Origin of the sequence: Microbacterium hanjuni, assembly GCF_043556395.1 — a bacterium.
GTDB lineage: Bacteria > Actinomycetota > Actinomycetes > Actinomycetales > Microbacteriaceae > Microbacterium.
In genome coordinates, this window is sequence record NZ_JBIGIK010000003.1 from 524,203 (window position 1) to 537,165 (window position 12,963).

Annotated in this window: 15 protein-coding genes and 1 tRNA gene; 7 read left to right on the forward strand and 9 right to left on the reverse strand. The window is 68.0% G+C overall.

Annotated elements, in window-relative coordinates; all coding sequences use genetic code 11:
- Window positions 1-94 precede the first annotated feature (94 nt).
- Window positions 95-1,096 (forward strand): LacI family DNA-binding transcriptional regulator, encoded by a 1,002-nt coding sequence (locus tag ACFXP5_RS14840; RefSeq protein ID WP_394529182.1) that lies wholly within the window; start codon window positions 95-97, stop codon window positions 1,094-1,096.
- 89 nt (window positions 1,097-1,185) lie between these two features.
- On the opposite strand, the gene rplL is transcribed toward ACFXP5_RS14840, so the two are convergent.
- The 3 genes from rplL to ACFXP5_RS14855 form a co-directional block, all read right to left on the reverse strand.
- Window positions 1,186-1,572, reverse strand: a complete 387-nt coding sequence (gene rplL, locus ACFXP5_RS14845; protein WP_394529183.1) for a 50S ribosomal protein L7/L12 — start codon at window positions 1,570-1,572, stop codon at window positions 1,186-1,188.
- A gap of 45 nt (window positions 1,573-1,617) precedes the next feature.
- On the reverse strand, window positions 1,618-2,133 hold the full coding sequence (rplJ, locus tag ACFXP5_RS14850) for a 50S ribosomal protein L10 (protein ID WP_394529184.1): 516 nt from the start codon (window positions 2,131-2,133) through the stop codon (window positions 1,618-1,620).
- 447 nt (window positions 2,134-2,580) lie between these two features.
- Entirely contained in the window at window positions 2,581-3,552 is a 972-nt protein-coding gene (locus ACFXP5_RS14855) for a hypothetical protein (RefSeq protein ID WP_394529185.1), read from the reverse strand.
- Window positions 3,553-3,847: 295 nt separating this feature from the next.
- On the opposite strand from ACFXP5_RS14855, the gene ACFXP5_RS14860 reads away from it, so the two are divergent.
- From ACFXP5_RS14860 to ACFXP5_RS14875, 4 genes are all read left to right on the forward strand, one after another.
- Window positions 3,848-4,519, forward strand: a complete 672-nt coding sequence (locus ACFXP5_RS14860) for a YqaJ viral recombinase family protein (protein ID WP_394545338.1) — start codon at window positions 3,848-3,850, stop codon at window positions 4,517-4,519.
- Window positions 4,520-4,612: 93 nt separating this feature from the next.
- Window positions 4,613-6,307 (forward strand): MDR family MFS transporter, encoded by a 1,695-nt coding sequence (locus ACFXP5_RS14865; RefSeq protein WP_394529187.1) that lies wholly within the window; start codon window positions 4,613-4,615, stop codon window positions 6,305-6,307.
- A 1-nt stretch (window position 6,308) separates the two neighbouring features.
- Entirely contained in the window at window positions 6,309-6,839 is a 531-nt protein-coding gene (locus tag ACFXP5_RS14870) for a MarR family winged helix-turn-helix transcriptional regulator (protein WP_394545340.1), read from the forward strand.
- Window positions 6,840-6,960: 121 nt separating this feature from the next.
- Window positions 6,961-7,992 (forward strand): NADP-dependent oxidoreductase, encoded by a 1,032-nt coding sequence (locus ACFXP5_RS14875; protein ID WP_394545342.1) that lies wholly within the window; start codon window positions 6,961-6,963, stop codon window positions 7,990-7,992.
- A gap of 4 nt (window positions 7,993-7,996) precedes the next feature.
- Here the strand turns inward: ACFXP5_RS14875 and ACFXP5_RS14880 are convergent, their stop codons facing one another.
- On the reverse strand, window positions 7,997-8,884 hold the full coding sequence (locus ACFXP5_RS14880) for a LysR family transcriptional regulator ArgP (RefSeq protein WP_394545344.1): 888 nt from the start codon (window positions 8,882-8,884) through the stop codon (window positions 7,997-7,999).
- Window positions 8,885-8,954: 70 nt separating this feature from the next.
- Here ACFXP5_RS14880 and ACFXP5_RS14885 point away from each other — a divergent pair, with 70 nt between their 5' ends.
- Together ACFXP5_RS14885 and ACFXP5_RS14890 are read left to right on the forward strand one after the other, a co-directional pair.
- On the forward strand, window positions 8,955-9,599 hold the full coding sequence (locus ACFXP5_RS14885; protein ID WP_394529191.1) for a LysE/ArgO family amino acid transporter: 645 nt from the start codon (window positions 8,955-8,957) through the stop codon (window positions 9,597-9,599).
- Between the two features lie 34 nt (window positions 9,600-9,633).
- Window positions 9,634-9,909 (forward strand): acylphosphatase, encoded by a 276-nt coding sequence (locus tag ACFXP5_RS14890; RefSeq protein ID WP_394529192.1) that lies wholly within the window; start codon window positions 9,634-9,636, stop codon window positions 9,907-9,909.
- 53 nt (window positions 9,910-9,962) lie between these two features.
- On the opposite strand, the gene rplA is transcribed toward ACFXP5_RS14890, so the two are convergent.
- The 5 genes from rplA to ACFXP5_RS14915 form a co-directional block, all read right to left on the reverse strand.
- The gene (rplA, locus tag ACFXP5_RS14895) at window positions 9,963-10,655 is read right to left on the reverse strand and encodes a 50S ribosomal protein L1 (protein WP_394529193.1); all 693 of its coding nucleotides are present in this window, start codon (window positions 10,653-10,655) and stop codon (window positions 9,963-9,965) included.
- Window positions 10,656-10,668: 13 nt separating this feature from the next.
- Window positions 10,669-11,100: a 50S ribosomal protein L11 gene (rplK, locus tag ACFXP5_RS14900; protein WP_394529194.1), complete on the reverse strand. Its 432-nt coding sequence runs from the start codon at window positions 11,098-11,100 to the stop codon at window positions 10,669-10,671.
- A 133-nt stretch (window positions 11,101-11,233) separates the two neighbouring features.
- On the reverse strand, window positions 11,234-12,367 hold the full coding sequence (nusG, locus tag ACFXP5_RS14905) for a transcription termination/antitermination protein NusG (RefSeq protein WP_394545346.1): 1,134 nt from the start codon (window positions 12,365-12,367) through the stop codon (window positions 11,234-11,236).
- Between the two features lie 62 nt (window positions 12,368-12,429).
- Complete coding sequence (gene secE / locus ACFXP5_RS14910) at window positions 12,430-12,705, reverse strand: preprotein translocase subunit SecE (protein ID WP_394529196.1); 276 nt, start codon at window positions 12,703-12,705, stop codon at window positions 12,430-12,432.
- Between the two features lie 46 nt (window positions 12,706-12,751).
- Window positions 12,752-12,824 (reverse strand) — tRNA-Trp (locus ACFXP5_RS14915).
- Window positions 12,825-12,963: the final 139 nt, after the last annotated feature.

A 12,963-nucleotide genomic window follows, 5' to 3' on the forward strand; every position in this document is an offset into this window, starting at 1 on the left:
CTCTTTCCGGGCCGTCTCGACTATGGTGTGGACGATCGGATGCACACGGACGCGCATCCGCGGCAGGGACGCCGGAGATGAGGGAGGCGGACGCGTGAGCGGAATCGCGGAGGTGGCGCGCCTGGCCGGGGTGTCGAAATCCACCGCGAGCCGGGCCCTGACGGGCGGCGGATACGTCTCGGACGAGACCCGCCGGCGCGTGCAGGATGCCGCCGGCTCGCTGGGATACGTACCGACCACCAGTGCCGTCAGCCTGGCGACGGGGCGCACCAACACGGTCGCCCTCATCGTGCCGCGCGTCAAACGCTGGTACTTCGGATCGATCATCGAGGGCGTGGAGCGCACCCTGATCCCGCGCGGCTACGACCTCACCCTCTACGTCGCCGAACCCGACTCCCGCGACCGCGTGAGCCTGTACAGCCACTTCCTCGCCCGCAAACGGTTCGACGGCGTCATCGCCGTCGCCCTCGAACCCGATGACGACGACATCCAGCGGCTGCTGGCTTTCGGAAAGCCCACGGTCTGCATCGGCAACGAGCTCACCGACATCGCCACGCTGGGCATCGACAACACCGCGATCGGACGGATGATCACGCAGCATCTGCTCGCCCTCGGGCACCGCTCGATCGCCTTCCTCGGCGAGACGCCCGCCGACGAACCTGCCGCGCACGACGTCTCCGACCGGATCGCGGGCTACCGCCAAGCGATGCGGGGTGCGGGGCTGGATGCTGCGGCCCGGTCGCACGACGCCTCCCTGACCATCACCGACGGCTACGCTGCCGCGGCCGCCCTCCTCGCCGATGTCGAAGGACGCCCCACGGCGATCGTCGCCGCGTGCGATGAGATCGCGATCGGCACGATCATCGCGGCGCGGCGCCTGGGCATCACCGTGCCCGGGCAGCTGAGCGTGGTCGGAATCGACGGCCACGACTACGCCGAGATGTTCGCGCTGACCACCGTGGAGCAGCACCCGGCCGCGCAGGGCGAGCAGGCCGTGGACATCCTCCTCGGGATGGTCGATTACGCCGCCGCCCCCGCGCGCTCGACGATCCCGGTGCAGCTCGTGGTGAGGGCCTCCACCGCTCCCCCGCGCTGACGGAACGACGAAGCCCCGGATGCTGACAGCATCCGGGGCTTCGAGTTTCTCAGGCCGATGTCGCGAGGCGACGCCGACCCGAGAGGGGATTACTTGAGGTTGACGGTCGCGCCGGCCTCTTCGAGAGCGGCCTTGGCCTTCTCGGCGGTCTCCTTGTTGGCGCCCTCGAGGACGGCCTTGGGAGCACCGTCGACGACGGCCTTCGCCTCACCGAGACCGAGCGAGGTGAGCTCGCGGACGACCTTGATGACCTGGATCTTCTTGTCGCCGACAGCCTCGAGGATGACGTCGAAGGAGTCCTTGACCTCTTCCTCTTCGACGGGGGCGGCGCCACCGGCAGCGGGGCCGGCAACGGCGACGGGAGCCGCGGCGGTGACCTCGAAGGTCTCCTCGAACTTCTTGACGAAGTCGCTGAGCTCGATGAGCGTGAGCTCCTTGAACGCGTCGAGCAGCTCGTCAGTGCTGAGCTTTGCCATGATTTATCTCCTTGATCGGGGTTATTCGTACCGCGCCTGAATGAATCAGGCTGCGGACTCCTGCTTTTCACGCAGCGCGTCGACCGTGCGAACGGCCTGTGCGAGCGGTGCGTTGAACAGATAGGCGGCGCCGAACAGCGAGGCCTTCATCGCGCCGGCGAGCTTCGCCAGCAGGACTTCACGGCTCTCGAGATCGGCGAGCTTGTTCACCTCTTCTGCGGTCAAGGAGGCGCCGTCGAAGAAGCCGCCCTTGATCACGAGAAGAGGATTAGCCTTGGCGAAGTTCCGCATGCTCTTCGCGACGGCGACAGGGTCACCGTGGACGAAGGCAATGGCAGACGGACCCTTGAGGTCGTCGTCCAGGCCGGTGACCCCCGCGTTGGACGCGGCGATCTTGGTCAGCGTGTTCTTCACCACGGCGTATTCCGCGTCCTGACGGATGCTGTTACGCAGCTCCTTGAGCTGGGCAACCGTCAAACCGCGGTACTCGGTCAGCAGAACGGCGGTCGAGTCCTCGAAGTGCTTCGTGAGCTCGGCAACCGATGCGTCCTTCTGCGCCATGGCCACTCCTTTGATGTACGAGACGCTCCGCGGGAGCGGGCGTCGGGCCGCAGCATCCGTTCTTCCCCGCAGCATAAGAAAACGCTCCGGCGCAAGAGCACGGAGCGTTGATCCCGATCGGGATGTCGTTCGTACACCTGCGCAGGTCCGCTTTCCACGATGTCCTTGCGGACTTCGCTTCTGCTGCTTCGATCGTCATGCGCTCGCGCGCACGCCGATGACCGGCGGTCTTTGGCTTGCCACCAATATAACCCCTTCCCGCTCTCCCCCCAAATCCCGCCCGCCTCCCCCTTTCCTCCCCCTTCGCCCTTCGCCCCCTCCACCCGCTCCGCCCGCCCCCCTCGCCGAAAACGTACGTAATGGGCGAACCCACCCCTTATGGGGAACCCAAAGTGTGCGGGTTCGTCGAGAACCTACGTACTGGGCGGGAAGCGCGAGAGAAGAGGCTCAGCGGGGCGGGTAGACGCCGAACGAGGCGAGTCTCTTGGCGAGCGCGGCGGGAGTAACGATGTGCGCATCCTCGCCACGGACCATGCGCCACTGGGTCTTGCCCCGGATCCAATCCTCCCGTTGCTTCTCTCGCAGGACGACGTCCCGGATGCTGTCCGCATCCGCATACTTGCCCTTTCCGTCGAATTCCCAGAACGTGCGAGCTTGCTGGATCCCGATGTCCACCTCGTAGTTCCGGCCTGCCGGAGAGGGGACGGCAACCTGCAGGTCGAGGTCGGTGAACCCCAGACGCACGAGTTGCACGCGGCTAACACTCTCCCCGGGCAGCTCGGCCCTCCCGTCGGCGAACTCGATCATGCGCCGCGCTTGCCGAATCCCCCTTCGCCCCGTAGCACCGGCCGCCCGCTCACGCAGGCGGTCGCGCCATTCCGCAGCGACGTCGGGGTCATACTCGCGCTCACGCATCGCGATCGTGCGCAAAGCGGCGTCGGCGCAGGCGACGGTCGCCTCCCAGCCCAGCGTGCGGGCGATGTCGAACACCGTCCGCTCGAGCGTGGTGCAGCGAATTCCGCCCACGGTCGTGACGTCGTCCTCACCGAGCGTGTCCTCGTGCCGCATGGCGCCACCGCGGCTGGACGAACGCGCGTGCCCGAGCAAGGTCGACTGCACGCGCGCGGGCTGGAGCCGGTAAAGCGGAAGGCCGTGCACGACGGCAGCGGAATAGTGCGAGATCGCGCTCTCACCTCCCCTCATCTCCCGCGAGGCGGCCACAACAGCGACGAGGTGCTTCGACTCGGGCCACAGATTGCTCAGAAGGGATGCTTCCGCGTACTGGTTGCGCTGAACGCGCACCCACACGCCGGCTTGGGTTGCGCGTCGGAGGTCCGAGTCACGCATACCCGACTCGTCCAGCTGAACTCGCGTCATCAGCGCGGCGCGCGCCTCGGCAACGGTGATGTGGTGCGGCATGCGTCGAGGGTGAAGCATCCGCTCTCCCCACCGCCCTCCGATTCCCACCCCGGTGGACAACCCAGCGGATCGCCCGCCCTGTGGAGCAGCAGTTTTCCACCCCCCGCACTCCCCACGCCCAGTACGTACGTTCTCGGCGAGCACACACCTGGTTGAGCGCAAGGACATCCGGTTTCGACGAGTACGTACGTTTTGGACGGTGGCGGCGGCGTAAGGGCGCGACACGCGCGGGCGGTCGGAATCTGGCGGCGGGTCGAGGCGGAAGCGGCGGGAGGGCGGGGTTAGCATCGAACGCATGTCCCCCGAACTGAGCGCGCGCAGCCCCGAGCTGGCCGCCCGGATCGTTGCGGACTCGCGCGACCGGGTGGCATGGGTGCGGGCACGCTCGCGCGGGATCACCGCCACCGATGTCGCCACCCTCACCAGCGCCAACGCGATCAAGCGCGCCGCGGATGCGAAGCTCATGGGCTCCGGATTCTCCGGTAACGCCTACACCGACCACGGGCGTCGGCGCGAGCCCGAGATCGCCGCGTGGGTGGCGGCGACGCACGGGATCCAGCCCTCGTCCGCCCTGTTCCATGCGGTCGTGGAGAAGCGTCACCTCGCGACACCGGACGGTGTGACGGTGGATGCTGCGGGACGGGTCATCCTCGCGGAGATCAAGACGACCAATAAGTCGTGGCGCAGCATCCCTCGCACCTATCTGCGCCAGGTCTGGTGGCAGCAGCACGTTCTCGGAGCCGAGCGCACTCTCGTGACGTGGGAGCAGCACGACGACTTCGTGCCCGTCGCCGACGAGCCGCGCTGCCAGTGGGTCGACCGCGACGACCGCGAGATCGCGAAGCTCGTGCACCTCGCCACCACCCTGATCGACGAGCTCTACCGCCGCACCACGGGCATCCAGGTACCGGCGCGAGCCGAGCCGCCGCGGGAGAGGTACCGGGCGCTCGCGCTCATCGACGCATAGTTGACGAAAGTCAAGCAACCGCGTTATAGTTGATATCAGTCAACTATCGCGCCGCTGGTGTCGCGAAACCCTCTCTCCTCCAAAGGTTTCACCATGGCAACCGCTGTTCCCGAGCCCAGTACCGCGCAGCGTCGCGTACTGCCCGCGCTCACCGGACTCCTCCTCGGGATGTTCGTCTCCATGCTCGCGTCCACCGTCGTGTCGACGTCGCTGCCCGTCATCGTGCACGACCTCAGCGGCGACCAGGCCACCTTCACCTGGGTCGTCACCTCGACCCTGCTGACGACCGCGATCTCCACCCCCGTCTGGGGCAAGCTCGCCGACCTGTTCAACCGCAAGCTGCTCATCCAGATCGCCATCGCGATCTTCGTGCTCGCGACCGCGGCGGCCGGGTTCTCGCAGAACCCCGAGACGCTGATCGCCTTCCGTGCCGTCCAGGGCATCGGCGCCGGCGGCCTCGCCGCCCTCAGCCAGGTCATCCTGGCCGACATCATCAGCCCCCGCGAGCGGGGCAAGTACATGGGTCTGTTCGGCGCGGTCATGGCCGTCGCCACCGTGGGCGGCCCCCTCCTGGGTGGTGTGATCACCGATACCCTCGGCTGGCGCTTCAACTTCTTCGTCGCGCTCCCCTTCGCCGTCGCAGCCCTCATCATCATGCAGCGGACGCTGCACCTGCCTGCCCGTCCTGCTCGCAAGGCGAACATCGACTACCTCGGCATCGTGCTGCTCGCAACGTCGGTCTCGCTCATCCTCATCTGGGTGACCAACGCGGGCGACAGCTTCGACTGGTGGAGCGTTCCGACCGTACTCATGGTCGGCGGCTCGATCGCCGCTGCCGTGCTGTTCATCGTCGTCGAGCTGCGCGTCACCGAGCCGCTCGTACCGCTCACGCTGTTCCGCAACCGCACCTTCACCCTCGCGGTGATCGCCTCGATCGCGACCGGACTCGCCATGTTCGGCACGGCGGTCTTCCTCAGCCAGTACATGCAGATGGCTCGCGGCGCGACGCCGACCGAGGCCGGTATCCTCACGATCCCCATGATCGCGGGACTCCTCATCGCCTCGGTCGTGGTCGGGCAGCTGATCAGCCGCTTCGGTCACTGGAAGCCGTACCTCATCGCCGGCGCCATCCTGCTCATCGCCGGCTCGTCGCTGCTGTCGACGATCCACTACGACACGAACTTCGCACTCGTCTCGATCTACATGGCCCTCCTCGGTGCCGGTGTCGGTATGACGATGCAGAACCTCGTGCTCATCGTGCAGAACACCAGCGCCCCCTCGGTGATGGGTGCAGCCAGCTCGGGCGTCACCTTCTTCCGCAGCCTCGGTGGAACGATCGGGGTGTCCGTCATGGGCGCCGCCCTCGCGACCTCCGCGACGAACCTCTTCACCGAGCGCGCCGCCGACCTGGGAGCCGCGATCGCGGGCCTCGGCCCGGACGGAGCGGCCGTCGCACAGCAGCTGCAGTCGGGGGCGATCCCGCAGGTGTCGGCCCTGCCGCCGACCGTGCAGGTCATCGTTGAAGACATCTACGCCACGGCGATCGCGCACTCGTTCCTGATCGCGGTTCCCGTGGCGATCGTGAGCCTCATCGCGATCATCTTCCTGCCGAACAAGCCGCTCACGCGGATGACGACCAGCGAGCGGGTCGTCGCCGGCGAGGCCGACCTCGCGACGGTCTCGACCGCCGAGGGCATGGCGGTCCTCGAGGCCACCGGCCCCGTGGCCACGCTCACCGAGCACGAGCTGCGCTCGTCCCGTCGCTCCAGCACGGGCGACGGTGCATGACATGACGGCCTCCGTCACGTCCGCCGAGACGGCTGACCCCCGCACGGGGTCGGCCGTCTCGGCGGGTTCGGAAGCCGCCACGGCCGACCCCGAACGCTTCGAAGCCGTTCAGGCTCTCGAAGCCTCGTTCGCCGAGCTGATGACCGTCTTCCGCCGCTACCTCGCGAACGCCGCGGAGCGGGTGCACCCGGGCATGCTGCCCGGTACCTTCAAGGTGCTCTCCACGATCAGTCGCTCCGGGGCGATCACCCTCTCCGCCCTCGCCGATCGACTGACCGCCGACAAGGGGCTCATCAGCCGCTCGGTCTCCGAGCTCGAAGTCCTCGGGCTCATCGCCCGTACCCCCGATCCCGACGACCGCCGCTCCCGGCTCATCGCCGTCACTCCGGAGGGCGCCGAACGCCTCGCTGCGGCGCGGGAGCCGCACCACGGACGCCTGTTCGCCGTGCTCGAAGACTGGAACGTCGCCGATATCCGTCACGTCACGGTGCTCATGCATGCCCTCGCCGCCGGCGAGACCCCCGAGGCCTGAGCGCAGCATCCTTTCCTGCGCGGTGACACCGGCGTAACACCGTGGAGACAATCTCGCGCTTGACTGAGGTCGTCCTTCAGCATCTGTGCTGCCGACGATGACCGTACGGAAGGAGCGCACCATGAGATTCCGGCCGTCGCGTCCCGAGTCCTCCGCCCACCTCGCCCCGCTGTCCGCCCTCGAGCCCCCGGCCGACATGCGTGCGGCCGTGATCGATGCGACGGGCGCACCGTCGAATCTGCACCTGGCCACCGTGCCGACTCCCACCCCCGTGCTCAGCGAAGTGCTCGTGCGCATCGTGGCTGCAGGGGTCAACCCGATCGATGCCAAGACCCGCGCCGGCAGCGGCGTCGCCAACGGCATCGCCGCCTATCCCGCGACCCTGGGCTTCGACTTCAGCGGCGTGGTCGTGCGGGCGCCCTTCGAGGCGCACCCCTTCCCGGCGGGCACCGAGGTCTTCGGCGTCTCGAACTTCCCGCGGTGCGGGGGCAGCTATGCCGAGTACGCGGTCGTACCGACGCTGTCCCTGGCGCGCAAACCCAGCTCGCTCTCGCATGTCGAGGCCGCGGGCGTGCCGCTCGCCGCCCTGACCGCGTGGGGGCTCGTCGTCGAGACGGCTCTCGCCCACGAAGGACAACGGATGCTGATCCACGCCGCCAGCGGCGGGGTCGGTCACTTCGCCGTGCAGTTCGCCGCCTACTTCGGCGCTCGGGTGATCGCGACGAGCTCCGCCCGCAACGCCGATTGGCTGCGGGAACTCGGTGCGGATGTGGTCATCGACCACACCACGGAGAAGTTCGAGGAGCGCGCCGGCGAGGTCGACGTCGTGATCGACCTGGTCGGCAACACGACCGACGACACCGGGACCCGCTCGCTCCGCGTCCTCCGCCCCGGCGGCCTGCTGGTGGAGGTGCCGACCGGAGCGTGGCCCGGATACGCGGATGCTGCCGCCGCTGCCGGTGTGCGCGCCACGAGCTACAAGGTCATCCCCGACGGCGGGGCGCTTGCGACGATCGGTCGACTCCTGGACTCCGGCGCCTTGCAGGTGTACATCGACAGCGTCTTCGATTTGGCCGATGCCGCCGCCGCCCACGAGCAGCTGGAGAACGGCCACACGCGGGGCAAGCTCGTGCTGCAGGTCAGCGAGGACTGATCGCTCACGCGACGAGCACCCGTCGCCCTTCGGCGACCACCTCGTCGCGGATCGCGTCGAGCAGCGGAGACGTCAGGTTCCACTGCTGCCAGTACAGCGGCACATCGATCGGCGGCCCGCCCAGGGGCACCAGGGCACCCGAGGCGAGATCGTCGCCGGACTGGAGCCGCGGGAGCAACCCCCACCCGAGACCCAGCCGGATCGCGGTGGCGAAGTCGTTCGACGCCGGTACGCGGTGCCGCGGCGGCACGGCGGCCTCACCCACGCGCTCGCCCAGCCAGCGGGATTGCAGTTCGTCGCGCCGGTCGAAGTCGACGAGCGGCGCCTCGGCGAGGGAGGCGGCATCCACACCCGCCGTGAACCACTGCTCGAAGAACGCCGCACTCGCCACCGCCTCGTAGCGGAGCACCCCGAGCGCGCTCACCCGGCACCCGGCCACGGCGGTCGAGCGGGAGGTGACCGCGCCCATCACCGCTCCCGACTCGAGCAGACCGGCGGTGAAGTCCTGATCATCCCGGTGCAGGTCGAAGACCACGCGGCGCTCCCGCGTGATGCGAGCGAGCGGGGCGAGGAACCACGTCGCCAGCGAGTCGGCGTTCACGGCCAGGGGAACGACGGCTGCCCCGACGGTGTCGTCGACCCCGATCTCAGCGAGCGCCTCGTGCTCGATGAGCGCGAGCTGCCGCGCGAGGCGCACCACGGCCTCACCCGCCTCGGTCGTCCGCACCGGCTTGGAGCGCACCAGCACGACGCGACCGAGCCGGTCCTCCAAGGCGCGGATGCGCTGGCTCACCGCCGAAGGAGTGACATGAAGACGGCGGGCCGCAGCATCCAACGTCCCCTCCTCGAGCACGACGGCGAGGGTGCGAGCGAGGTCGAGCGGGATGTCCATGAAGCTACGCTAATGGTGCAACAGAAACATGAGCTGTACTTGCGCTCGGGTCGCGCCTAGCGTCAGGGGCATGCTCGCTTCTCTGGCGGCCGGAATCGGCCTGGGTCTGTCCCTCATCGTGGCCATCGGCGCGCAGAACCTCTTCGTACTGCGTCAGGGCATCCGCCGCGAGCACGTGCTCGCGGTCGTGCTCGTCTGCGCAATCTCGGACGCCGTCCTCATCGCGCTCGGCGTCTCCGGAATCGGACTCGTGCTGGCCGCCGTGCCGTGGCTCATCGACGTGGTGCGCTGGGCCGGCGCGATCTTCCTCGCCGGGTACGGGCTGCTCGCGGCCCGGCGCGCGTGGCGACCGGGCGGAGCCGCCCTCGACGCGCGTTCGCCGGATGCCGGTAGCGCCTCGCTCGGCCAGGGCACAGCGACGCGCACCCGGCTGACCCCGGTACTGCTGACCTGCCTGGCCCTGACGTGGCTCAACCCGCACGTCTACCTCGACACGGTCTTCCTTCTGGGCTCGGTCGCGACCACGCACGGCGAGTTCCGGTGGGTGTTCGCCGCCGGTGCCATCACGGCGAGCATCGCCTGGTTCTTCTCCCTCGGCTACGGCGCACGGTATCTCGGGCGCTGGTTGGCCACTCCCCGCGCGTGGCGGGTGCTGGATGGAGCCATCGCCGTGGTGATGATCACCCTCGCCATCAGCCTCGTGCTGCCCCACTGACCCCGACCCCTCGCCGGTGCGGCACGATGGGGGCATGCGCCGCGTCGTCATCCACGTCCACGGAGCCGTCCAAGGTGTCGGCTACCGATTCTCCGCGCGGGCCGCGGCCCAGCAGATCGGGGTCAGCGGCTGGGTGCGCAACCGCAGCGACGGTTCCGTCGAGGGCGAGATCGAGGGCATCCCCGAGCGCGTCGACGAGATGGTGGCATGGATGCGACGCGGTCCCGCGTCCGCTCAAGTCTCGGCCGTGGATCTCGTCGAGGTCGTTCCCCTCGGCAGCTCCGGCTTCGACGTCCTCCCCACCCGCTGAACGAAGAAGGACCCCGCCGCGGATCGCGACGGGGTCCTTCTTCACACCAGGTGTCAGGCGATGCTGTTGACGTCCAGCGGGATGCCGGGGCCGAACGTGGTCGACACCGCACCCTTCTGGATGTAGCGCCCCTTCGAGCTCGAGGGCTTGAGCCGCACGATCTCTTCGAGAGCGGTCTTCAGGTTCTCATCGAGCTGCTCGGCCGAGAACGACGCCTTGCCCACCACGAAGTGGACGTTGGCGTGCTTGTCGACACGGAACTCGATCTTGCCGCCCTTGATCTCCTCGACGGCCTTGGCCGGGTTGGGGGTCACGGTGCCGGTCTTCGGGTTCGGCATGAGGCCGCGGGGGCCCAGCACCTTACCCAGTCGACCGACCTGGCCCATGAGCTCGGGGGTCGAGACAGCGGCGTCGAACGAGGTGTACCCGCCGGCGACTTTCTCGATGAGCTCGGCTCCACCGACCTCGTCGGCACCGGCCGCGAGAGCGGCTTCGGCTGCGGGGCCCGTGGCGAACACGATGACGCGAGCCGTCTTACCCGTGCCGTGGGGCAGGATGACGGTGCCGCGCACCATCTGGTCGGCCTTGCGGGGGTCGACAGCGAGCTTGAGCGCGACCTCGACGGTCGAGTCGAACTTCTTCGACCCGGTCTCCTTCGCGAGCACGACCGCCTCGGTGGGCGTGTAGAAGGTGTCTTCGCCGATCTTCGACGCAGCGGCCTGGTAGGCCTTGGACTTAGTAGCCATGTTCGTTATCCCCTCAGTCCTCGACCGTGATGCCCATGGAACGGGCGGTGCCGGCGATGATCTTCGACGCAGCGTCGATGTCGTTCGCGTTCAGGTCGGGCTGCTTGGTCGTGGCGATCTCGCGCACCTGATCCTTGGTGAGCTTGCCCACCTTGGTCGTGTGCGGAGTCGGCGACCCCTTCGCCAGGCCGGCGGCCTTCTTGATGAGCTCCGCCGCGGGCGGGGTCTTCAGGATGAACGTGAAGCTGCGGTCCTCGTAGACGGTGATCTCCACGGGGATGACGTTGCCGCGCTGAGCCTCGGTGGCCGCGTTGTACGCCTTGCAGAACTCCATGATGTTGACGCCGTGCTGACCGAGCGCGGGCCCGATCGGGGGCGCGGGGTTTGCGGCTCCGGCCTTGATCTGAAGCTTGATCAGGCCGGTCACCCTCTTCTTCGGTGCCATTTCCTTTTCCTTTCCTCGAGCGATCCGCATCCTTCGCCTCGCTGAGGCTCGGGGGGGGATCTTCTCTCCCGCACGCCCGGCATCTCCGGACAGCGGTTCTCCCATCTCAACGACGGGAAGTCTGGGGTAATTCCTACTGCTTGGTGACCTGGTCGAACGACAGCTCGACCGGGGTCTCACGCTCGAACAGCGACACGAGCACGGTGAGCTTGCCGCTCTCCGGCTTGATCTCGCTGATCGAACCGGGAAGACCCGCGAACGAGCCTTCCTTGATCGTGATCGTCTCGCCGACCTCGAAGTCGACCTCGGTGACGATGCTGCGGGCGACGCCCTGGCCGCCCTTGGTGGCGCCGGCCTTCGCCGGGGCGACCTCCTTGACCTCGACGAGGCTCTTCAACATGTTGAAGGCCTCCTCGAAGCGGAGCGGGGTCGGGTTGTGCGCATTGCCCACGAACCCGGTCACGCCGGGGGTGTGCCGAACGACCGACCAGGTGTCTTCGTTGAGTTCCATGCGCACGAGCACGTAGCCGGGGATCCGGACGCGCGTGACCATCTTGCGCTGGCCGTTCTTGATCTCGACGACGTCCTCCATCGGGACCTCGACCTGGTAGATGTCGTCCTCGACCTCGAGCGTGGACTTGCGCTGCTCGATGTTGGCCTTCACCTTGCGCTCGAAACCGGCGTAGGAGTGGATGACGAACCACTTGCCCGGAAGCATCCGCAGATCCATCCGGAACTCTTCGTACGGGTCCGTCTCGTGATCGGCCGGGTCGACGTCACCGGGAACTTCCGCAGCGTCGGCCGGGGACACCGAGGACTCGACCTCGTCGACGACTCCTGCCGCAGCGCCCACCTCTTCGATGAACTCCTCGTCGAGCACCGGGGCATCGGGCTCGCCGTTGATGTCGGGGCCGTCGTACGGCGTGACCTCGTCGGCAGCCTCGGCGGCGAGCTCGGCCGCTTCTTCTTCGTAGGACTCGGTGAGCACTTCGGCTGCGGCCTCGGCCTCGGCGGCCTGGTCGAGCTCGAGCGCGTCGTTCACGATCGCGTCGGCCTCGGGGTCGTCGACATCCATATCGTCGTCTTCGCCATCGGTGGCGGCGTCGGCCGGTCCGTCAGGATCCTCGATGTGCAGCGCGGCGTGCTCGGCGGGCTCGACGGAGCGCTCTTCGGCGGCAAGCTGGTTGCCCTCCTGCGCCTCGTCGTCCTCGCTGGACTGCTCGGCGGCCGTCGCCCAATCGGCGTCGTCGGTAAACTTTTCAGACACGTGTGTTCTCTTCCGTTCAGGGTGCGGGCGCTGAGCGCGCGCCGCGGGCGCCGAAGCGCTACTCAGGGGACAGTGCCGTCCGGTACACCGAAGACTGCGGTCGTGACCCAGACGAATAGCACGTCCAGGCCGTAGACCAGGGCCATCATCACGACGACGAATCCGAGGACCACCGCGGTGAACTTGACGAGTTCCTGCCGGGTCGGGGTGACGACCTTGCGAAGCTCGGCGAAGACCTGCCGGATGAAGATGGCGATCCGCCGGAAGAAGTTGGGCTTCTTCTCTCTCGGCGCGTCGCGCTTGGCGACGGCCTCGCCGGCCGGTTCATCCTGGACCATCGAACTCACCTGAATTACCTTCCGTGTGCCAGCGTGCGCTGACGCGCAGGGCGGACAGGAATCGAACCTGCAACCTGCGGTTTTGGAGACCGCTGCTCTGCCAATTGAGCTACCGCCCTAAGACCTTGCGGCCCGAATCGCCCGCCGTCTTCCGTCGTGTCCTGTTGGGGAGGGGCCAGCCCGACCCGCGGGCACGGCGAAAGAATGCAGACTTCAACTGCTTCATCCAGTCTACGTCATGCCCCTCGCGGTGGCGAA

Bases quoted from the DNA above. Each gene is read 5' to 3' on its own strand.
- ACFXP5_RS14885 (WP_394529191.1), top strand. From the start codon at position 8,955: ATGCTCGCTTCTCTGGCGGCCGGAATCGGCCTGGGTCTGTCCCTCATC.
- ACFXP5_RS14890 (WP_394529192.1), top strand. From the start codon at position 9,634: ATGCGCCGCGTCGTCATCCACGTCCACGGAGCCGTCCAAGGTGTCGGC.
- ACFXP5_RS14880 (WP_394545344.1), bottom strand. From the start codon at position 8,884: ATGGACATCCCGCTCGACCTCGCTCGCACCCTCGCCGTCGTGCTCGAG.
- secE (WP_394529196.1), bottom strand. From the start codon at position 12,705: ATGGTCCAGGATGAACCGGCCGGCGAGGCCGTCGCCAAGCGCGACGCG.
- ACFXP5_RS14860 (WP_394545338.1), top strand. From the start codon at position 3,848: ATGTCCCCCGAACTGAGCGCGCGCAGCCCCGAGCTGGCCGCCCGGATC.
- ACFXP5_RS14875 (WP_394545342.1), top strand. From the start codon at position 6,961: ATGAGATTCCGGCCGTCGCGTCCCGAGTCCTCCGCCCACCTCGCCCCG.
- ACFXP5_RS14865 (WP_394529187.1), top strand. From the start codon at position 4,613: ATGGCAACCGCTGTTCCCGAGCCCAGTACCGCGCAGCGTCGCGTACTG.
- ACFXP5_RS14855 (WP_394529185.1), bottom strand. From the start codon at position 3,552: ATGCCGCACCACATCACCGTTGCCGAGGCGCGCGCCGCGCTGATGACG.
- ACFXP5_RS14870 (WP_394545340.1), top strand. From the start codon at position 6,309: ATGACGGCCTCCGTCACGTCCGCCGAGACGGCTGACCCCCGCACGGGG.
- rplK (WP_394529194.1), bottom strand. From the start codon at position 11,100: ATGGCACCGAAGAAGAGGGTGACCGGCCTGATCAAGCTTCAGATCAAG.
- rplA (WP_394529193.1), bottom strand. From the start codon at position 10,655: ATGGCTACTAAGTCCAAGGCCTACCAGGCCGCTGCGTCGAAGATCGGC.
- rplJ (WP_394529184.1), bottom strand. From the start codon at position 2,133: ATGGCGCAGAAGGACGCATCGGTTGCCGAGCTCACGAAGCACTTCGAG.
- rplL (WP_394529183.1), bottom strand. From the start codon at position 1,572: ATGGCAAAGCTCAGCACTGACGAGCTGCTCGACGCGTTCAAGGAGCTC.